The organism is Gibbsiella dentisursi, assembly GCF_039539505.1.
Lineage (GTDB): Bacteria > Pseudomonadota > Gammaproteobacteria > Enterobacterales > Enterobacteriaceae > Gibbsiella > Gibbsiella quercinecans.
This window is the reverse complement of the sequence record NZ_BAABDG010000007.1, coordinates 776,326-795,068: the sequence shown is the minus strand read 5'-3', so window position 1 is coordinate 795,068 and position 18,743 is coordinate 776,326. Positions and strand designations below refer to the sequence as shown.

19 protein-coding genes are annotated in these 18,743 nt (G+C 55.9%); 12 read left to right on the top strand and 7 right to left on the bottom strand.

The window, feature by feature from the left end; genetic code table 11:
- Positions 1–97 precede the first annotated feature (97 nt).
- The 3 genes from bamE to nadK all read right to left on the bottom strand — a co-directional run bounded on the left by bamE (position 98) and on the right by nadK (position 3,478).
- Positions 98–436: an outer membrane protein assembly factor BamE gene (gene bamE / locus ABFX35_RS17755; protein ID WP_279023780.1), complete on the bottom strand. Its 339-nt coding sequence runs from the start codon at positions 434–436 to the stop codon at positions 98–100.
- A 415-nt stretch (positions 437–851) separates the two neighbouring features.
- Positions 852–2,513 (bottom strand): DNA repair protein RecN, encoded by a 1,662-nt coding sequence (gene recN, locus ABFX35_RS17750; protein ID WP_279023782.1) that lies wholly within the window; start codon positions 2,511–2,513, stop codon positions 852–854.
- 86 nt (positions 2,514–2,599) lie between these two features.
- Positions 2,600–3,478, bottom strand: coding sequence for an NAD(+) kinase (nadK, locus tag ABFX35_RS17745; RefSeq protein ID WP_279023784.1), 879 nt, complete (start codon positions 3,476–3,478; stop codon positions 2,600–2,602).
- 126 nt (positions 3,479–3,604) lie between these two features.
- On the opposite strand from nadK, the gene grpE reads away from it, so the two are divergent.
- Positions 3,605–4,192 carry a nucleotide exchange factor GrpE gene (grpE, locus tag ABFX35_RS17740; RefSeq protein ID WP_279023785.1) on the top strand — a complete coding sequence of 196 codons (588 nt, stop codon included), beginning with the start codon at positions 3,605–3,607 and terminating at the stop codon, positions 4,190–4,192.
- A gap of 147 nt (positions 4,193–4,339) precedes the next feature.
- Here grpE and ung read toward each other — a convergent pair whose 3' ends face one another.
- Positions 4,340–5,023 (bottom strand): uracil-DNA glycosylase, encoded by a 684-nt coding sequence (gene ung, locus ABFX35_RS17735; RefSeq protein ID WP_346082332.1) that lies wholly within the window; start codon positions 5,021–5,023, stop codon positions 4,340–4,342.
- Between the two features lie 123 nt (positions 5,024–5,146).
- On the opposite strand from ung, the gene ABFX35_RS17730 reads away from it, so the two are divergent.
- Both ABFX35_RS17730 and grcA read left to right on the top strand, forming a co-directional pair.
- Positions 5,147–5,383, top strand: a complete 237-nt coding sequence (locus tag ABFX35_RS17730) for a hypothetical protein (RefSeq protein WP_279023788.1) — start codon at positions 5,147–5,149, stop codon at positions 5,381–5,383.
- Positions 5,380–5,763 (top strand): autonomous glycyl radical cofactor GrcA, encoded by a 384-nt coding sequence (gene grcA, locus ABFX35_RS17725; RefSeq protein WP_346082331.1) that lies wholly within the window; start codon positions 5,380–5,382, stop codon positions 5,761–5,763. Before ABFX35_RS17730 ends, grcA begins: the two co-directional genes overlap by 4 nt.
- Positions 5,764–5,874: 111 nt before the next feature.
- Here the strand turns inward: grcA and srmB are convergent, their stop codons facing one another.
- The gene (srmB, locus tag ABFX35_RS17720) at positions 5,875–7,185 is read right to left on the bottom strand and encodes an ATP-dependent RNA helicase SrmB (RefSeq protein WP_279023791.1); all 1,311 of its coding nucleotides are present in this window, start codon (positions 7,183–7,185) and stop codon (positions 5,875–5,877) included.
- A 122-nt stretch (positions 7,186–7,307) separates the two neighbouring features.
- On the opposite strand from srmB, the gene trmN reads away from it, so the two are divergent.
- Positions 7,308–8,060 carry a tRNA(1)(Val) (adenine(37)-N(6))-methyltransferase TrmN gene (gene trmN, locus ABFX35_RS17715; protein ID WP_346082330.1) on the top strand — a complete coding sequence of 251 codons (753 nt, stop codon included), beginning with the start codon at positions 7,308–7,310 and terminating at the stop codon, positions 8,058–8,060.
- An 8-nt stretch (positions 8,061–8,068) separates the two neighbouring features.
- Here trmN and nadB read toward each other — a convergent pair whose 3' ends face one another.
- Complete coding sequence (nadB, locus tag ABFX35_RS17710; RefSeq protein ID WP_346082329.1) at positions 8,069–9,670, bottom strand: L-aspartate oxidase; 1,602 nt, start codon at positions 9,668–9,670, stop codon at positions 8,069–8,071.
- Positions 9,671–9,888: 218 nt separating this feature from the next.
- Between nadB and rpoE the strand changes: the two genes are divergently transcribed.
- Genes rpoE through rseC form a run of 4 tightly spaced genes read left to right on the top strand, consistent with a single transcriptional unit; the run spans position 9,889 to position 12,580 of the window.
- On the top strand, positions 9,889–10,464 hold the full coding sequence (gene rpoE / locus ABFX35_RS17705) for an RNA polymerase sigma factor RpoE (protein ID WP_095847558.1): 576 nt from the start codon (positions 9,889–9,891) through the stop codon (positions 10,462–10,464).
- 30 nt (positions 10,465–10,494) lie between these two features.
- A complete protein-coding gene (gene rseA, locus ABFX35_RS17700; protein WP_279023798.1) occupies positions 10,495–11,148 on the top strand; it encodes an anti-sigma-E factor RseA in 654 nt (217 codons plus the stop codon).
- Positions 11,148–12,101 carry a sigma-E factor regulatory protein RseB gene (gene rseB, locus ABFX35_RS17695; protein WP_346082328.1) on the top strand — a complete coding sequence of 318 codons (954 nt, stop codon included), beginning with the start codon at positions 11,148–11,150 and terminating at the stop codon, positions 12,099–12,101. The genes rseA and rseB overlap by 1 nt, the downstream gene beginning before the upstream one ends.
- Entirely contained in the window at positions 12,101–12,580 is a 480-nt protein-coding gene (gene rseC, locus ABFX35_RS17690) for a SoxR-reducing system protein RseC (RefSeq protein WP_279023800.1), read from the top strand. Before rseB ends, rseC begins: the two co-directional genes overlap by 1 nt.
- 29 nt (positions 12,581–12,609) lie before the next feature.
- Here the strand turns inward: rseC and ABFX35_RS17685 are convergent, their stop codons facing one another.
- Positions 12,610–13,437, bottom strand: coding sequence for a hypothetical protein (locus ABFX35_RS17685; RefSeq protein ID WP_346082327.1), 828 nt, complete (start codon positions 13,435–13,437; stop codon positions 12,610–12,612).
- A 564-nt stretch (positions 13,438–14,001) separates the two neighbouring features.
- Between ABFX35_RS17685 and lepA the strand changes: the two genes are divergently transcribed.
- The 4 genes from lepA to era all read left to right on the top strand — a co-directional run bounded on the left by lepA (position 14,002) and on the right by era (position 18,739).
- The gene (gene lepA, locus ABFX35_RS17680; protein ID WP_279023804.1) at positions 14,002–15,801 is read left to right on the top strand and encodes a translation elongation factor 4; all 1,800 of its coding nucleotides are present in this window, start codon (positions 14,002–14,004) and stop codon (positions 15,799–15,801) included.
- 30 nt (positions 15,802–15,831) lie between these two features.
- Entirely contained in the window at positions 15,832–16,809 is a 978-nt protein-coding gene (gene lepB, locus ABFX35_RS17675; protein ID WP_279023806.1) for a signal peptidase I, read from the top strand.
- A 344-nt stretch (positions 16,810–17,153) separates the two neighbouring features.
- The gene (gene rnc, locus ABFX35_RS17670) at positions 17,154–17,834 is read left to right on the top strand and encodes a ribonuclease III (RefSeq protein ID WP_095847565.1); all 681 of its coding nucleotides are present in this window, start codon (positions 17,154–17,156) and stop codon (positions 17,832–17,834) included.
- Entirely contained in the window at positions 17,831–18,739 is a 909-nt protein-coding gene (era, locus tag ABFX35_RS17665) for a GTPase Era (RefSeq protein WP_279023809.1), read from the top strand. The genes rnc and era overlap by 4 nt, the downstream gene beginning before the upstream one ends.
- Positions 18,740–18,743: the final 4 nt, after the last annotated feature.

Here is an 18,743-nt window from a genome sequence, read left to right as displayed (position 1 = left end):
CGCGGAAGGCGCCTTGTTTTTTTGTTACCCGTCACCGGAAAGTGCGCCTGCCTGGCAAGGCCGGCGACGCCTGCGATGATAACGGGCGCCGGGCTGATTAATTGGTCAGCGCTGGCTTGTTCTGGATATCTGTCAATACACCCGCACTATCAAAAGTCAGCGTCAGCGTTTGTTGGCTGACCGGCTCATGGCCAGGCTGCTGGCGGAACACATAGAACCACGTTTGAGTACCGAACGGATCTTGCATCATAGGGGTACCCAAGGTGTAAGCGACCTGCTGTTGGGTCATACCTTTGTGAATTTTCGCCACATCGGCTGCTGTTAAGTAGTTCCCCTGATTGATATCCGGCCGGTAAACCACTTTTTCAAAAGTTGAACAGCCTGCAGTCAGCATCACAAGAACCACAGCGGCAGCAGTCAGCATTTTACAGCGCATAGTAATTACATTCCTTTTGGGCATAGGGTGCCGATGATAATAGACCTTGCAGCAGTTGGAAACCTTTATGCTCGCGATACTGCAAGTTGCCTGTGCGTTGGCTGCGCTCAGCCGCCCGAATCATTTATCTGAGTCAGCCCTCGGCTCCTTCGCTTGCCGCGCCGCGTGTTTCGGCGATACGCCCGCGGGGCCAGCACAAGGGCAGAATAAACGCGCTGTTGGCGCTTTTGTTCTGCAACGTAGATTATTGAGAGTATATACCCGGCATATTTCAACTTGCCAGAGCGTTGGCGCTCCTCCAGCCCTTAGGCACCAGGCGATCAGAGGGCGGGAGCGGCCTTTTTCCGTTGACGGAAAGCTGCCGGGCATAGAGCGCCAAACTCAGACCACGAGGATGCAAAAAAGTTGAGCTTTTCTATGCGGCTAACAGTTCTTTTGCGTTTGCCAGCGTATTTTTGGTGACTTCACTGCCACCCAGCAGGCGGGCCAGCTCCTGGAGACGGGCGCGTTTGCCCAGCGCCGCCATCTGGGTTTCCGTCTCTGTGCCGTCGGTGAGTTTGCTAACAAAGAAGTGCTGATGCCCGCATCCGGCAACCTGCGGCAGGTGGGTCACACACATCACCTGGGTTGATTCCCCCAGTTGGCGCAGCAGGCGGCCGACAATGGCGGCGGTTGGGCCGCTGATGCCCACGTCCACTTCGTCAAAGATCAGCGCCGGGGTTTCCATTTTGCGTGCGGTGATCACCTGGATCGCCAGTGCGATGCGCGAAAGCTCACCGCCTGATGCCACTTTGGCCAACGCCTGCAGCGGCTGCCCTGGGTTGGTGGAAACGCAAAACTCCACCCGGCTGGCCCCTTCGGCGCTAAGATGCTCCGGCTCAAAGTGCACGGCGATATGGAACTTGCCGTGCGGCATCGCCAGCGCGTGCATACTGGCGGTGATCAGTTGGGTCAGTTCATCGGCATAGTGTTGGCGTTTTTGCTGCAGTTGTTGCGCCAACTGCAGCGCCTGCTGATGATGTTGGTTCACGGCTTCGCTCAGGTGGGCATGATCGCTTTCCTGCTGTGAAAGCTGTTGCTGTTCATCCAGCAGTTGCTGGTGCAACTGGGGCAGTTCTTCCGGCGCAACGTGGTGCTTGCGCGCCAGGCCGATCTGGCGCGACAGCCGTTGCTCCAGTTCATGCAGCCGGTTGGGATCAAGATCCATGCGATCGGCATAGTGCCGCAGTTCGTCGCTGGCCTCACTGATTTGAATCGTGGCTTCTTCCAGCATCTCCAACAGGCCGGCCAGTTTTTCATCCATACCCGCCAGTTCAACCAGCAGATGCTTAGCGCTGTTGAGTTGGCTGAGCATGTTTTGCTCGTCGTGATCGGCCAGTAATAGCAGTGCCTGTTGGCTAAGGGTCTGCAACTGGCCGCTGTTGGCCAACAGTTTGTATTCGGCGTCGACTTGCTCGAACTCGCCAGCCTGGGGCGAGAATTCGTTCAGCTCTTTCAACTGGTATTGCAGCAACTGTTTGCGTGCGTCGCGCTCAACCGACTGCTGCTGATGGTGTGCCAGTTCGCGGCAGCTTTGGTGCCACTGCAGGTATGCCTGGCGCATGGCAGTGAACAATGCGTGTTCGCCGGCATAGGCGTCCAGCAGGGCCTTTTGGTGCTCAGGTTTGAGCAACAACTGGTGGGCATGCTGGCCATGGATTTGGATCAAGTGTTGGCCCAGTTCGCGCAGTTGTGAAAGGGGCACGGCGGTGCCGTTGATAAAGCCGCGTGAGCGGCCATCGGCGCCGATCACGCGGCGCAGCAGGCATTCGTTGCTGTCGTCCAGTTGGTTTTGTTCCAGCCACTGGCGGGCCGAAGGGGTGTCTGCCAGCGAAAAGCGTGCACAGATATCGGCGCGGGAGGCCCCCTGGCGCACCACGTTGCCATCAGCCCGGTTGCCCAGGCACAGCCCCAGAGCATCAATGGCGATGGATTTACCGGCGCCGGTTTCACCGGTAATCGCCGTCATACCCGGTTGAAAATCAATTTCCAACTCACGAACGATAGCAAAATTGCTGATGGTTAATTGCGCCAGCATGGTGACCTTCCTGTGTATAAACACATAACTGTAGTTTCATACAGTATAAACTGGTTTTATATACAGTAAAGTAGTTGGCGCTATTTTCAGAATAATTTTTTTGACCACCCCAACTTGGTGCTCAACGTATTGAAATAGCTGTAATCTTTGGGGTGTATCAGATCCAGATGGAAGTCGCTGCGGCGGATTAACACCTCTTCTCCTTCCTGGATCGGCAAAGCAATCTGGCTGTCGCAACTGATCTCCAGATCGCTGCTCACCTGCGAAAATTTGAGCCGGATGGTGCTGTCGCCGTTAATGACCAGCGGGCGTGCAGACAAGGTGTGTGGGAACATTGGCACCAGTGCGATGGCCTGCAGCGAAGGCGTCAGGATCGGGCCGCCGGCCGAGAGCGAATAGGCCGTCGAGCCGGTGGGGGTGGCGATAATCAGCCCGTCAGAGCGCTGCGAGAAAGCGAAAATGTCGTCGATATAGACTTCAAATTCAATCATATGGGCGACCTTGCCCGGGTGCAGCACCACTTCGTTGATGGCGGTGCTGGTGCGGCATTGCTGATGCTGGTTGTGCACCAGGGCTTCCAACAGGAAGCGCTGCTCATCGATATATTCGCCTTCCAGCACGTTAGCCAACTGTTGCAGGGCGTTGTCCGGGTCCAGATCGGTCAAGAAGCCGAGGTTGCCGCGGTTAACGCCAATCACCTTGATGGCATAGCGCGCCAGCACGCGTGCGGCGCCGAGCATATTGCCGTCGCCGCCGACCACCACGGCCAGATCGGCCTGCTGGCCTATTTCCGCCAGGCTGCCGGTTACCGCGCCTTTCAGCTTTAAATCATGGGCAATCTGCCGCTCGACGATCACCGGGTAACCATGGGCTTTCAGCCAGTCGTACAGCATCTCATGGGTTGCCAGCGCAGAGGGGTGCCTTGGGTGCCCAACAATGCCGATACATTTGAATTTTTTATTCATTGGTGTGATTTTCCTCACCGGAGCCGGATTATGCCCGACATTATCACCGGTTGACTTGAAACCCCGGTTTTGATCCCCACATAATAAGCCAAGTTGCGAGATTAATGCTAAAACGCGGAGATATTCATGAGTAGTAAAGAACAGAAGACGCCAAACGAGCAAGTCTCGGAAGAAAAGGATCAGGCGCAGGAAGTACACAACGAACATGATGATGTGCAGACCGAAAGTGCCGATCTGCGTGATGAGCGTATTGCTGAACTGGAAGCGCAACTGGCCGAAGCGCAGCAACGTGAACGTGAAAGCCTGCTGCGTGCCAAGGCTGAAGTAGAAAATATCCGCCGCCGCACCGAGCTGGATATTGAAAAGGCGCATAAGTTTGCGCTGGAAAAATTCTCTGGCGATTTGCTGCCGGTGATCGACAACCTGGAGCGCGCACTGGAACTGGCGGATAGAAATAACCCCGATCTGGCGCCGATGATTGAAGGCATTGAGCTGACGCTGAAATCGCTGCAGGATGTGGTACGCAAATACGGTATTGAGATCGTCGGGGATGTGAATGTGCCGTTCAACCCAGATGTGCACCAGGCGATGAGCATGGTGGAATCTGAAGAACACCAGCCAAACCACGTGACCATGGTGATGCAGAAAGGCTATACGCTAAATGGTCGCCTGCTGCGCCCGGCGATGGTGGCGGTTTCCAAAGCCAAAAGCTAACAAACCCCTATGCAGTGCATCGGCCGCCGCTGAACCCTGCGGTGGCTGTTTCTTGCTGTTACCCCCAGGGTAACGTCAGGGGCAAGGGACTTCATGCCCCCTCGGTTTATTGTATCGAGGGGGCGATAACCTTTAGCGCTTTGTCGTTTAGGCCTGCGGCAAACGCGGCACCCAATCAATCGGCGCCAGCCCCTGTTGTTCCAGCAGTTGGTTCGCCTGCGAAAAATGATGGCAACCAAAGAACCCACGGTGAGCAGAAAGCGGTGAAGGATGTGGCGCTTTCAGGACGTGGTGGCGGTTACGATCGATAAAATCCCCTTTCTTCTGCGCGTGCGATCCCCACAGCAAGAATACAATTCCTTCGCGATGTTCGTTTAATGCGGCGATAACCCGATCGGTAAAGGTTTCCCAGCCCAGATTAGCGTGGGAGTGCGCCTGGCCGGCCTCAACGGTCAGCACGGTGTTGAGCAGCATAACCCCTTGTTCCGCCCAACTTTGCAGATAGCCGTGCTCCGGGCGTTGGAAGCCGGGAATATCTGTCGCCAACTCTTTATACATATTGACCAGCGACGGTGGCGCAGGCACGCCCGGGCGAACGGAAAACGACAGGCCATGCGCCTGGTTCGGGCCGTGATAAGGATCTTGCCCCAGGATAACCACTTTCACGTCGCCCAGTTCGGTAAAGCGGAAAGCGTTAAATACGTCTTTCTGGGGTGGGTAAATGGTCTTACCGGCCTGGCGTTCTGCGGCAACAAAGGCGAGCGTTTCACGAAAATAGGGCTGCTCTTTTTCTTTGCCGATCACGTCATGCCAGGTGAGGGAAGTGGACATAACCGCTCTCCTTTGTTTTTGTTAACATTTCACCGGGCATAGCTTACCGTTTACCAACGTTGAGTGAAACCTGCTTTTCGTGATCCTGAGAAAGTAGAATACCCACGAACTTTGCAAAAATAATTGAAAATTTACAAAATTATTTTTTTCGGTGAAAGTGGGAATATTGATATAAAACAGAAATTTGCTTCTTTGGTGGTCCGCGTTACCCCTAAAAAATTGATATTAGTCAAAGAATCGCCACGTTTAGGCTGGTATATAGAACAACAAGACAACAATGGTTTTACCAAATGGCCAAAACCGGCGTTAGGTTTTCTCACGCAACAAAATTCTTTCGCTCTTGTAGGAGGCACAAGATGATCACAGGTATTCAAATCACGAAAGCGAACAATCAGGCGCTGGTGAATTCTTTCTGGCTGCTGGATGCAGGCAAATCTGAAGCCCGCTGCGTATGCGCCAAAGCTGACTACGCGGAAGACCAGATTGTACCGGTCAGCGAACTGGGCCAGTTCGAATACCGCGAAGTACCAATGGAAATGCAACCTTCCGTGCGCGTAGAAGGTGGTCAGCACCTGAACGTGAACGTACTGCGCCGTGAAACGCTGGAAGATGCGGTTAAACACCCAGAAAAATATCCGCAGTTGACCATCCGTGTTTCTGGTTACGCCGTGCGTTTCAACTCACTGACTCCAGAACAGCAACGCGACGTTATCACCCGTACCTTTACTGAAAGCCTGTAATTCCGGCTTAAGGTAACAGGGGGGCTAAAAGCCAGTCAGTTAACGCTGACTGGCTTTTTTACATTTGGCTGAAAAGTGTAGCGGGAGCTAAGGCCGGTTGCCCGGCTTGGATTAGGCTTGGTTAGCTTTTGGCTGGCGGCGCTTGCCGACGTTTTTCGCGTCGCGCTGGCGCACTTTGGTTTTAGGTTTGGTTTTATTCTTTTCTTTCTGTTCAGCGCGCTTTGCCAGCACCTTTTTCGAAGGTTTGCCGTTGCTCTTTTCGCTGGGCACCTTGCTCTTGGGCCGCAGTTCGTCAATCACCCGCGCTTTCAGCGGTTCATTCAGGTAACGGCCCACTTTACCCAGCAGCAGATGATCGTGCGCTTCAACCAGTGAGATGGCGGTGCCTTTGCGCCCGGCGCGGCCGGTGCGGCCAATGCGGTGCAGGTAAATATCGGCAGTGCGCGGCATATCAAAGTTGAATACGTGGGTGATATCCAGAATATCCAGGCCGCGGGCGGCGACGTCGGTGGCGATCAACACATTCACGCGGCCGTCCATCATGCGTTTAACCGCTTCGTTACGCTTGGCCTGTACCATTTCGCCTTCCAGATAGCAGGTGTTGATGCCCGCTTCGCGCAGCCAGGCCACCAGCTCATGCACCCGCTCACGTTTGCGCACGAACACCACGGATTTCTGCACGTCCGGCTGTTTGAGCAGATGCACCAGCAGGGCGGTTTTGTGCTGGATGTCGTCGGCGCGGTAGTACCACTGCAGGATCTTTTTACGCTCACGGCGTGAAGGATCGGCCTCTACCTCTACCGGTTCTTCCAGAATGCGTTCGGCGAATTCCCTGATCGCTTCCCCTTCCAGCGTGGCGGAGAACAGCATGGTCTGCTTACGCCAGCGGGTTTCGGCAGCGATGGTTTCGATATCCTGCGCAAAGCCCATATCCAGCATGCGGTCGGCTTCGTCGAGGATCAGGGTTTCGACCGCGCGGCAATCAAAGTTTTCTTCTTTGATGTATTGAAGCAAACGGCCGGTGGTGGCGACGACCAAATCCTGGTTTTCGCTGAAGACTTCGGCATGGTTCATATAAGCCACGCCGCCGGTGATGGTGGCGATGTCCAGCGAGGTATGGGCGGCCAGTTCGCGGGCCTGATCGGCCACTTGCATCGCCAGTTCACGCGTTGGGGTCAGGATCAGTACGCGCGGCGGCCCGGATTTCTTGCGTGGGAAATCCAGCAGGTGCTGTAATACAGGCAGCAAAAACGCAGCCGTTTTTCCGGTGCCGGTTGGCGCAGAGCCCAATACATCACGCCCATCCATTGCCGGTGGGATAGCTTCAGCCTGAATGGCGGTTGGGCGGTCATAGCCTTTGTCGCGCAGCGCGTCGAGCAGGCGGTCATCGAGATCGAGTTCGGAAAAATTGGTTGCTGTCATTGTCTACCTCTACTTGGGGCGCCGATTATAGACGGGTTGGCCGCGTTGTTCACCCTTTAAGTGGAAAGCTTTCCTTTTCCCGAAAAACGCTTTGCCTTATGCTACGCCAGTTTTAACACCCGGTGGTTACTGTGAGCAGTCAGTCTAAAGAGAATTTTAAGCCGCGCCGCGGCGGGTTTACCTTCAAACAATTTTTTGTCGCCCACGATCGTTGTGCCATGAAAGTGGGCACCGACGGCGTGTTGCTCGGTGCCTGGGCGCCGCTGCCCGCCAAGGGCCGTGCGTTGGATATCGGCTGCGGCAGCGGGTTGATTGCCCTCATGCTGGCGCAGCGTTCCGCGCAACTGCATATTGATGCGGTGGAGCTGGATGCCGATGCCGCCGCCCAGGCCAGCGACAACGTACAAGCTTGCCCCTGGCCGCAGCGCATTCAGGTGCACCAGCAGGATATTCACGACTATGTGCGGCAGCACGCCGGGGTTTACGATCTGATCGTCAGCAACCCGCCGTACTTCGAACCCGCCGTCGCCTGCCGCGATGGAGCCCGCGCCCAGGCGCGTTACACCGGCACCCTGACACACGAAGCGCTGCTGGCCTGCGCCAGCCAACTGCTTCGTGAACAAGGGGTTTTCTGCGTGGTGTTGCCCCATGATATCGGCAGCGCGTTTGAAACCGCCGCGTTGCAGTGCGGTTGGCACTGCGCACAGCGGGTTAACGTTAGCGATCGTGCCAGCACGCCATACCATCGGGTGCTGTTGGCGCTGGTGCGCCAGCCGCAGGCAACGGCGGAAACGGCGCTCGCCATCAAGCAGGCGGACGGTAGCTATACCGCGCAGTTTCGCCGCCTGATTACTGATTTTTATCTGTTCTATTAATAGAAAACTCAGGGCTGCAGAATGGTGGGCTTCGCCTCCGGCAGCGTGTCCGGGTAGTCCAGCGTGTAATGCAGCCCGCGGCTCTCTTTGCGCGCCATGGCGCTGCGCACGATAAGCTCCGCCACCTGAACCAGGTTGCGCAGTTCCAGCAGGTTGTTGGAAATGCGAAAATTGGCGTAATACTCATCGATCTCCTGCTGCAGCGTCGTGATCCGGCGCAGGGCGCGCTCCAGCCGCTTGGTGGTGCGCACAATGCCGACGTAATCCCACATAAATAGCCGCAGCTCATGCCAGTTATGTTGAATAACCACGCGCTCATCGGAATCATCAACCCGGCTTTCATCCCAGGCGGGTAGCGCTTTGGCGGCTTTTATTGCCGGCAGGCGCAGCCGGATGTCTTCCGCCGCCGCCCAGCCATACACCAGGCATTCCAGCAGTGAGTTAGAGGCCATGCGGTTGGCGCCGTGCAGGCCGGTGTAGCTGACCTCGCCGATGGCGTACAGGCCGTCCAGATCGGTGCGGCCGTGCTGATCGACCATCACTCCGCCGCAGGTGTAGTGGGCCGCCGGGACGATGGGGATCGGTTGGCGGGTGAGATCAAAGCCCAGCGACAGCAGCTTTTCGTGGATCATCGGGAAGTGCTGGGTAATGAATTCAGCCGGTTTATGGCTGATGTCCAGATACATACAATCTGCGCCCAGGCGCTTCATTTCATGATCGATGGCGCGGGCCACAATATCACGCGGGGCCAGTTCGCCGCGCGGATCGAAATCCGGCATAAAACGGCTGCCGTCCGGGCGTTTCAAATGGGCGCCTTCACCGCGCAGCGCTTCCGTCAGCAGGAAGTTGCGCGCCTGCGGATGAAACAGGCAGGTGGGATGGAACTGGTTGAACTCGAGATTTGCCACCCGGCAGCCAGCGCGCCAGGCCATGGCGATGCCGTCACCCGAGGCAACGTCCGGGTTGGTGGTATATTGGTACACCTTTGCCGCGCCGCCGGTGGCCAGCACGACCGTTTTGGCGCGGTGGGTTTCTACCTGCTCGCGATCGCGGTTCCAGACATAGGCGCCGACGACGCGTTGGGTGCCCGGCAGGCCGATTTTGCTCGAGGTGATCAGATCAACGGCGTTGCTACGTTCCTTTACATAAATATTCGGATGGGCGCTTGCTTTCCCCACCAGCGTGTTTTCTACTGCCTTGCCGGTGGCGTCGGCGGCATGCAGAATGCGGCGGTGGCTGTGGCCCCCTTCGCGCGTCAGGTGGTAGCGCGCTTCTCCCTGGGCGTTGGTTTCAGTATCGAATAATACGCCCTGGTCGATCAGCCACTGCACACAGTGGCGCGCATTGCCGGCGATAAACTCAACGGCTTCTTTATCGCACAGGCCCGCGCCGGCGATCAACGTATCGTCGACGTGGGAGGCTATGCTGTCGGTTTCATCAAACACGGCGGCGATACCGCCTTGCGCATAGAAGGTCGAGCCTTCATTGAGCGGCCCCTTGCTCAGTACGGTAACCTTGCAGTATTCGGCCAGCCGCAGGGCCAAAGAAAGGCCAGCAGCACCGCTGCCAATGATCAGCACATCGCTGACATGTTCAGATGACGGTTGCATAGCGTATGATCTGTGCAGGAAGAAGAATGAAATTCATGTTAGCCTACTTCTCCCGGCAAAAGCCACGGATGGGGCACACAAGTGGTACAAAAAAACAACGGCGTCAGGGAACTTCGTGTTATGTGTAAACTCCAAGCGAATGCTTGCTCAGGAAAAGAACGTATGGCTGGCAGTACAATTTTATGCGTGGAGACAGATTTGGGGAGACATTACCTCGGATGAGCGAGCAGTTAACGGATCAGGTTCTGGTTGAGCGGGTCCAAAAGGGTGATCAAAAATCGTTTAACCTGCTGGTTGTTCGTTACCAGCACAAGGTTGCGAGCCTTGTTTCCCGCTATGTGCCGCAGGGCGATGTGCCTGATGTGGTGCAGGAGTCGTTCATTAAAGCCTATCGCGCACTGGAGTCGTTCCGTGGTGATAGCGCCTTTTATACCTGGCTATATCGTATCGCCGTGAACACGGCAAAGAATTACCTGGTTGCCCAGGGCCGCCGTCCGCCGTCCAGCGATGTGGACGCCAACGATGCGGAAAATTACGAAAGTGCGGGCGCACTGAAAGAAATTTCGAACCCTGAGAACTTAATGTTGTCAGAAGAGCTGAGACAGATAGTTTTCCGTACTATTGAGTCGCTCCCAGAGGATCTCCGCATGGCGATCACGTTGCGTGAGCTGGACGGTTTAAGCTACGAAGAGATAGCGGCCGTCATGGATTGCCCGGTCGGAACGGTGCGTTCGCGCATTTTCCGTGCTCGGGAGGCTATCGATAATAAAGTTCAACCGCTGATCCAACGTTAGCAATAGCGGGCACAGGAAGGGTACTTAGGCATGCAGAAAGAAAAGCTTTCCGCTCTGATGGATGGGGAATCGCTCGATAATGAACTGCTGAGTTCATTGTCTAAAGATCGGGCGCTTCAACAAAGCTGGCAGAGCTATCACCTGATACGTGACACAATGCGGGGTGATATCGGGCAAGTAATTCATTTCGATATCGCAGAACGTGTGGCTGCAGCGCTGGAGAAAGAGCCGGCTCGTTTGGTTCCTTCAGCCGTTCCCGAGTCTCAACCCCAGCCCGAAACCTGGCAAAAACTGCCGTTTTGGCACAAGGTTCGCCCGTGGGCCAGCCAGCTCACTCAGGTGGGTGTTGCTGCCTGTGTTTCTCTGGCGGTGATTGTTGGGGTTCAGCAGTATAACCAGCCAGCAGCGCATTCTGAGGCGGCTGAAACGCCGGCGTTCAATACGTTGCCGATCATGGGGCAACCTTCACCGGTCAGCCTTGGCGTGCCGTCTGAAGGCCTGGCGGTGGGCAGCGGCCAACAGCAGCAGGTGCAGGAACAGCGCCGGCGCATCAACGCAATGCTGCAGGATTATGAATTGCAGCGCCGCCTGCATTCTGGCGATCTGCAGCTTGAACAAAGCAATCCGCAGCAGGCCGCCATTCAGGTTCCAGGCACCCAGTCCTTAGGAATGCAGCAGCAGTAATGAAGCAACTTTGGTTCTCCGTCTGTCTTCTGGCGGGTAGCCTGTTCTACTCAAGCATCGCCCCGGCGCAAGATACGCCCGGGGCGATGTTGCAACAGATGAACAGCGCCAGCCGCACGCTCAATTACGAACTCGCCTATATCAGCATCAATAAGCTGGGGATTGAATCCCTGCGCTATCGCTATGCGTTGGTTGATCAACAGCCGCTTGCCCAGCTATTGCATATGGACGGCCCGCACCGTGAAGTGTTGCAGCGGGGCAAGGGCATCAGTTATTTTGAGCCCGGTTTAGAGCCGTTCACCCTGCCAGGGGATCATATTGTCGATGCGTTGCCTGGCATCGTTTATAGCGATTTCAATCGCCTGGCGAAATATTACGACTTTCTCGCCGTGGGCCGCACCCGTATTGCCGATCGCCCGTGCGAAGTGGTCCGGGTGGTGGCCCGGGATGGTTCACGCTACAGCTACCTGGTGTGGATTGATGAAGATACCAAGCTGCCGCTGCGGGTCGATTTGCTTGATCGCGATGGTGAAACGCTGGAACAATACCGGGTTATTTCCTTCGTGGTTGGCAGCGACGTGCAGAACGTGATGCGCGGGTTGCTCAAAGCCAACCTGCCGCCGGTGTTATCGCCACCGGCGGCCGCCACTGCTAAACTGGGGTGGGCCGTGGGGTGGTTGCCGGCTGGCGTTGATGAGGTGGCGACCACTCGCCATTCGTTGCCTAACGTGGCGGCGCCGGTGGAATCACGGCTTTATAGCGATGGTTTGTTTAGTTTCTCGGTGAATGTCAGCCCGGCGGCGAGCGGCAGTGCTCCGCAGTATTACCGCCAGGGGCGGCGTACTATCCAGATCGAGGTGCGCAATGGCCATGAGATCACGATTATTGGCGAGTTGCCAACGCCAACGGCCAAACGCATTGCAGACAGTATTACGTTTAAGGTAGCTCCCTAATGATGAAAGAATGGGCCACGGTCGTGTCGTGGCAGCAGGGCGTAGCGGTGCTGCGCTGTGAGCCCAAAGCCGGTGGCTGCGGCAGTTGCCAGGCACGCAGCGGCTGCGGCGCCCGCGCGCTGAACGAACTGGCGCCCGAGACGCAGCATCAACTGCAGGTGCACATCGCCCAGCCGGTGGTGCCGGGCCAACGCATTGAAGTGGGGATCACCGAAGGCAGCCTGCTGCGTTCCGCCATGCTGGTGTATCTGGCGCCGCTGTTGGGGATCCTGTTGGGGGCCGCTATGCTGCAATGGCTGATGGGCAGCGACAACGCTGCGCTGCTCGGCGCCTTAGCGGGCGGCTGCGGCGCTTTTCTCGTGGTGCGCCGCCTGGCTGGCCGTTTGAGCGCCCAGGCGAGTTATCAGCCGGTGGTGCTGCAAATAGGCCTGCCGCCCGGCGCAATGCGCGAGCCGCCGGAACAACACTCCCCGCTGTAAACCGCCGCCGCGCCACCAGCTTTGAGTGCCTACTGGGAGAGGTGCTTGGCGTCCGTGGCGCGGTGATAAATCATATGCTCCAGCAGTGCGATAAATAAATCCGCGCAGATCAGCGCGAAGTAATCGGCTAAAAACAGCGTATTCCCCTGCTTATCAAGCAAACGAATCGTGCCTTGCTCACGGTTGCTTTCCAGCGCGCCAAGGGTTGCCAGCGGGATCTGGCGCTGCGGCGTGATCAATAGCGTGCTGCTTAAACGCAACGTTTGCCCCGGCAGAGTTCGCATGTCGTTACGCAGCAGGTGAAACAGCGCGCGAGCGTTGTTGTTGATATTGGTAAAATCCAGCACGTTGCCGTTATACAACTCGTTCAGCGCCTGTGGCCCGCGGATTTGCACCTGCTGGTTGATGATGGCGTCGCTCAGGCTCCAGGCATGGGAAAGATTGCTGAAAATCGTGTACCAGGACCGTTCCGCCGCGCAGCGGAAGGCCATGACGTTGCACAACTGGCCGAACGGATTTCTTGCCCGGTAGCGGTAGATCTCGCTGATTTTCTCAAACGGAATAAAACGTTCTTTGTTGCTGGTATTATCCACAACCCGCACGCCGTGCTCATACAGGCGATAGGTGAGCGTTGGCCGCAGGTAATGCCGCAGCACCAGTAAAATGCACCCCAGTAGTATTGTGGCCGTGCCGGCTTGCAACAGGGAGAGAACGCCGGCCTCATCCATGCTGTTATTCAGCAACGGCAGCAGTAAAAGCACTGCGCCGGTGGTTAACAGCAGCGCGGCGGCCGCCAGAATGCCCCAGTTGACCTTCGAAAAATCGTGCCGGCTCAGCATTTGCCCTTTATCGATCATGACTTACCTTCCAAACAACGAACAGAGATATGCTGATGAACTCCGGTGGGCATGCCGATGTGTAGAGCCCATGCGTGGTGACGCGAAGTATTTTTTTGCGGAGTTCGGCCCCCTTTCTAACTGGGCGCCGCGGTAGCGTATATGGGTTTTTTCCTAAAGCGGAACGGCGATATTAAAATCTAATACATTGATCTCAATATTATTTTTTAAATTTTTAGGAAAGGGTTTATGGCGCGATCGTCGTTAATGGTTTAGCAGAGGGTGGGCCGAGGATTAACGTGATGTTTTATTCGGCAAAGGGGGCGCCTGGCGTTTTAACATCTGCTTTCATAACCCTGCGCGGCATGTAACACACTGAAGCCTGCATAATAGCGTGTTTCACTGAACCGATTGCCAGGTTTAGGGTTACCCAACCTTACAAACAGCGAGCCCTCACTGCCTTTCACGCAGCGCATATACAGTGTAAGATGCGCCCCATGCTATGTGGGTGGTTTTGGGTTTGTGTCCATGACTGTGTCCACCAAATTAAAACTTAAGCGCTTAATTAGAGATAAAATTAATTAAATGAAGCACATAAGAAACTTTTCCATTATTGCCCATATTGACCACGGTAAGTCGACGCTGTCCGACCGTATTATCCAGATTTGCGGCGGCCTGACCGACCGTGAAATGGCTGCGCAGGTCCTTGACTCTATGGACCTGGAGCGTGAACGCGGCATCACTATCAAGGCACAGAGCGTTACGCTGGACTATAAAGCGCAAGACGGCCAGATCTACCAACTGAACTTCATTGATACCCCGGGCCACGTTGACTTCTCTTACGAGGTTTCCCGCTCGCTGGCGGCTTGTGAAGGCGCGTTGCTGGTGGTGGATGCCGGGCAGGGCGTTGAGGCCCAGACGCTGGCCAACTGTTACACGGCGATCGAAATGGATCTGGAAGTTGTGCCGGTGCTGAACAAGATCGACCTGCCGGCGGCCGATCCAGAACGCGCAGCGCAGGAAATTGAAGATATCGTTGGTATCGATGCCACCGACGCCGTGCGTTGTTCGGCGAAAACCGGCGTGGGCGTGCCCGAAGTGCTGGAACGCCTGGTGCGTGATATTCCGCCACCGGAAGGCGACGCCGATGCGCCGTTGCAGGCGCTAATCATCGACTCCTGGTTCGATAACTACCTGGGCGTGGTTTCGCTGGTGCGGATAAAAAACGGCACGCTGCGCAAAGGCGACAAAATCAAGGTGATGAGCACCGGCCAGGTGTACAACGCCGACCGTTTGGGCATCTTTACCCCGAAACAGGTAGACCGCAACATTCTGAACTGCGGTGAAGTGGGTTGGCTGGTCTGTGCGATCAAAGACATCCTCGGCGCGCCGGTGGGCGATACCCTCACGTTGGCCCGTCAGCCGGCGGAAAAAGCCCTGCCAGGTTTTAAGAAAGTGAAGCCGCAGGTGTATGCCGGCCTGTTCCCGATCAGCTCTGACGATTACGAAAGCTTCCGCGATGCGCTCGGCAAGCTGAGCCTTAACGATGCTTCCCTGTTCTATGAGCCGGAAAGCTCGACGGCGCTGGGCTTCGGCTTCCGCTGTGGCTTCCTTGGCCTGCTGCACATGGAAATCATCCAGGAACGCCTGGAGCGCGAATACGATCTGGAACTGATCACCACGGCGCCGACGGTGGTGTACGAAGTGCAGACCACCAGCAAAGAGACTGTCTATGTCGATAGCCCCTCCAAACTGCCGCCGCTGAATAACATTGAAGAGCTGCGCGAGCCGATTGCCGAGTGCCATATTCTGGTGCCGCAGGAATACCTGGGCAACGTCATCACGCTGTGTGTGGAAAAGCGTGGTGTGCAGACCAACATGGTTTACCATGGTAACCAGGTGGCGCTGACGTATGAAATCCCCATGGCGGAAGTGGTGCTCGATTTCTTTGACCGCCTGAAGTCAACGTCGCGCGGCTATGCATCGTTGGATTACAACTTCAAACGTTTCCAGGCTTCGGACATGGTGCGGGTTGACGTGCTGATCAACGGCGATCGCGTGGATGCGCTGGCGCTGATCACCCACCGCGATAACGCGAACTACCGCGGGCGTGAGCTGGTGGAGAAGATGAAAGATCTGATCCCGCGCCAGCAGTTTGATATCGCGATCCAGGCGGCTATCGGTAACCAGGTTATCGCCCGTTCCACGGTGAAACAGCTGCGTAAAAACGTGCTGGCCAAGTGCTACGGCGGCGACGTCAGCCGTAAGAAAAAGCTGCTGCAGAAACAGAAAGACGGTAAGAAACGCATGAAGCAGGTCGGTAACGTTGAGCTGCCGCAAGAAGCCTTCTTGGCAATCCTGCATGTTGGTAAAGACGGTAAGTAAGCGGAAGGCTTACGTAACGAGGGAGTTTGCATGGCGAATATGTTTGCCCTGATCCTGGCGGTCGCAACGTTGGTGACCGGGATCATCTGGTGCTTCGAGCGCTTTAAATGGGCGCCGGCGCGGCGCGAGAAAATCGCGGCGCTGAATGCACAGACTGCGGGCGTGGTAGACGACAACACGTTGGCGAAGGCCGCCAGGCAGCCGGGTTGGGTTGAAACCGGCGCATCGGTGTTCCCGGTGTTGTTGCTGGTATTTGTGGTGCGTTCATTTATTTATGAACCTTTCCAGATCCCGTCCGGTTCAATGATGCCGACGCTGCTGATTGGCGATTTTATTCTGGTGGAGAAATTTGCCTACGGTATTAAAGATCCCATTACCCAGACCACGCTGATTCCAACCGGCCACCCGAAACGCGGCGATATCGCCGTATTTAAATATCCGCTTGATCCCAAGCTCGACTATATTAAGCGCGTGGTCGGCCTGCCGGGCGATCGCGTCACTTATGATCCGGTCAACAAACGTGTGACGGTGCAGCCTTCCTGCAATAGCGGGCAGTCTTGCGATACCGCAGTGGCAGTCACCTACAGCAATGCGCAGCCCAGTGACTTTGTGCAGATGTTCAGCCGCAGCGGCATGGGCGAAGCCAGCAACGGTTTTTATCAGATCCCGACCAACGATGCCGTTCCACAGGGGGGCATCCGCCTGCGTGAGCGCCAGGAAACGCTGGGCGACGTTACCCACCGCATTCTGGCGGTACCGGGCGTTCAGGATCAGATCGGCGCTTATTACCAGCAGCCCGGGCAGCAACTGGCGGAGTGGGTGGTGCCGGCGGGCCATTATTTTATGATGGGTGATAACCGCGATAACAGCGCCGACAGCCGTTACTGGGGCTTTGTGCCGGAGAAAAATCTGGTGGGTAAAGCCACGGCAATCTGGATGAGTTTTGAAAAACAAGAAGGTGAATGGCCTACCGGCGTAAGGTTTAGCCGTATCGGTGGAATTCATTAAGCGCGTATATCCTCTTTAACCTGCAGATTAACCCCGGCGCATTATTTAAAATAAGCGCCGGGGTTTTATTCGCAGGCTAGGGCAATAAGCTGTTGCCGGGGGAAGCTCCCTGGTTGCAGGTGCATTGGCTTTCCTTGTTCATTCTTGGGGCAACGCACGTTATTTTGGGTATATATAAACGCAGCATTATATTTCCACTCGTTGTAGAATAGTTCACGCATGATAAAAAGTTGGCTTCTGCGGGAGCCACTGCAAACGAAACAGCTTTGGATTGGCTTTCTGCTCGGCTCAGGCCTGTTCCGTATGCTGCAAAGTTTTTGACGCATTATATCTATTGGTAACTCATGAACCCCATCGTAATTAACAGGCTGCAGCGGAAGCTGGGCTATACTTTTCAACAGCACGAGCTTTTGCTGCAAGCGTTGACTCACCGCAGTGCCAGCAGCAAGCACAATGAACGTCTTGAGTTTCTGGGCGACTCCATCCTCAGTTTTGTCATCGCCAATGCGCTCTATCATCGTTTCCCCCGGGTTGACGAAGGGGACATGAGCAGAATGCGTGCGACGCTGGTGCGTGGTAATACGCTGGCGGAAATGGCGCGAGAATTCGATCTGGGTGAATGTTTACGCCTGGGGCCGGGGGAATTAAAAAGCGGTGGTTTTCGCCGTGAATCTATCCTGGCCGATACGGTAGAAGCGCTGATCGGCGGCGTATTTTTGGACAGCGATATTCAAACCGTTGAGCGGTTGATCCTGGACTGGTATCGCAGCCGGCTGGATGAAATCAGCCCCGGTGATAAGCAGAAAGACCCGAAAACCCGTTTGCAGGAGTTCCTGCAGGGCCGGCATCTGCCATTACCGGCTTATCTGGTGGTGCAAGTCCGTGGTGAGGCGCACGATCAGGAATTTACTATCCATTGCCAGGTGAGTGGTTTAAGCGAGCCCGTAGTAGGTACGGGTTCAAGCCGTCGCAAAGCCGAACAGGCCGCGGCGGAACAGGCGCTGAAAAAGCTGGAGCTTGAATGAGCGAAGAGAAGCAATACTGCGGGTTTATCGCGATCGTTGGCCGGCCGAACGTGGGCAAGTCCACGTTGCTGAACCAACTGTTGGGGCAAAAAGTCTCCATTACGTCGCGTAAGCCGCAAACCACGCGCCACCGTATCATGGGCATCGATACCGATGGGCCTTACCAGGCCATCTACGTGGATACCCCCGGGCTGCACATCGAAGAAAAGCGCGCCATCAACCGGCTGATGAACCGTGCGGCGAGCAGCTCCATCGGCGACGTTGAACTGGTGATCTTCGTGGTGGAAGGCACCAACTGGACCGACGACGATGACATGGTGCTCAACAAGCTGCGCAGCCTGAAATGCCCGGTGCTATTGGCGATCAACAAAGTTGATAACGTCACCGATAAAGGCAAGCTGTTGCCGCATATTGCGTTTCTCAGCCAGCAGATGAATTTCCTCGATGTCGTGCCAATCTCTGCGGAAAAAGGCATGAACGTGGACACCATCGCCGCTATCGTGCGCAAACAGCTGCCGGAAGCGGAGCACCACTTCCCGGACGACTACATCACCGATCGTTCCCAGCGCTTTATGGCTTCGGAAATCATTCGTGAAAAACTGATGCGTTTCCTCGGTGAAGAGCTGCCTTATTCCGTAACGGTCGAGATCGAGCAGTTTGTCGCCAACGATCGCGGCGGCTATGACGTGCACGGCCTGATTCTGGTTGAGCGTGAAGGCCAGAAGAAAATGGTGATCGGCAATAAAGGCAGCAAGATCAAAACCATCGGTATTGAAGCGCGCCAGGATATGGAACAGATGTTCGAAGCCAAAGTGCATCTGGAGCTGTGGGTGAAAGTGAAATCCGGCTGGGCTGATGACGAACGCGCATTGCGTAGCCTGGGCTATGTTGACGATCTGAAGTAACCCA

Bases quoted from the DNA above. Each gene is read 5' to 3' on its own strand.
- bamE (WP_279023780.1), bottom strand. From the start codon at position 436: ATGCGCTGTAAAATGCTGACTGCTGCCGCTGTGGTTCTTGTGATGCTG.
- recN (WP_279023782.1), bottom strand. From the start codon at position 2,513: ATGCTGGCGCAATTAACCATCAGCAATTTTGCTATCGTTCGTGAGTTG.
- nadK (WP_279023784.1), bottom strand. From the start codon at position 3,478: ATGAATAAAAAATTCAAATGTATCGGCATTGTTGGGCACCCAAGGCAC.
- grpE (WP_279023785.1), top strand. From the start codon at position 3,605: ATGAGTAGTAAAGAACAGAAGACGCCAAACGAGCAAGTCTCGGAAGAA.
- ung (WP_346082332.1), bottom strand. From the start codon at position 5,023: ATGTCCACTTCCCTCACCTGGCATGACGTGATCGGCAAAGAAAAAGAG.
- grcA (WP_346082331.1), top strand. From the start codon at position 5,380: ATGATCACAGGTATTCAAATCACGAAAGCGAACAATCAGGCGCTGGTG.
- srmB (WP_279023791.1), bottom strand. From the start codon at position 7,185: ATGACAGCAACCAATTTTTCCGAACTCGATCTCGATGACCGCCTGCTC.
- nadB (WP_346082329.1), bottom strand. From the start codon at position 9,670: ATGCAACCGTCATCTGAACATGTCAGCGATGTGCTGATCATTGGCAGC.
- rpoE (WP_095847558.1), top strand. From the start codon at position 9,889: ATGAGCGAGCAGTTAACGGATCAGGTTCTGGTTGAGCGGGTCCAAAAG.
- rseA (WP_279023798.1), top strand. From the start codon at position 10,495: ATGCAGAAAGAAAAGCTTTCCGCTCTGATGGATGGGGAATCGCTCGAT.
- rseB (WP_346082328.1), top strand. From the start codon at position 11,148: ATGAAGCAACTTTGGTTCTCCGTCTGTCTTCTGGCGGGTAGCCTGTTC.
- rseC (WP_279023800.1), top strand. From the start codon at position 12,101: ATGATGAAAGAATGGGCCACGGTCGTGTCGTGGCAGCAGGGCGTAGCG.
- ABFX35_RS17685 (WP_346082327.1), bottom strand. From the start codon at position 13,437: ATGATCGATAAAGGGCAAATGCTGAGCCGGCACGATTTTTCGAAGGTC.
- lepA (WP_279023804.1), top strand. From the start codon at position 14,002: ATGAAGCACATAAGAAACTTTTCCATTATTGCCCATATTGACCACGGT.
- lepB (WP_279023806.1), top strand. From the start codon at position 15,832: ATGGCGAATATGTTTGCCCTGATCCTGGCGGTCGCAACGTTGGTGACC.
- rnc (WP_095847565.1), top strand. From the start codon at position 17,154: ATGAACCCCATCGTAATTAACAGGCTGCAGCGGAAGCTGGGCTATACT.
- era (WP_279023809.1), top strand. From the start codon at position 17,831: ATGAGCGAAGAGAAGCAATACTGCGGGTTTATCGCGATCGTTGGCCGG.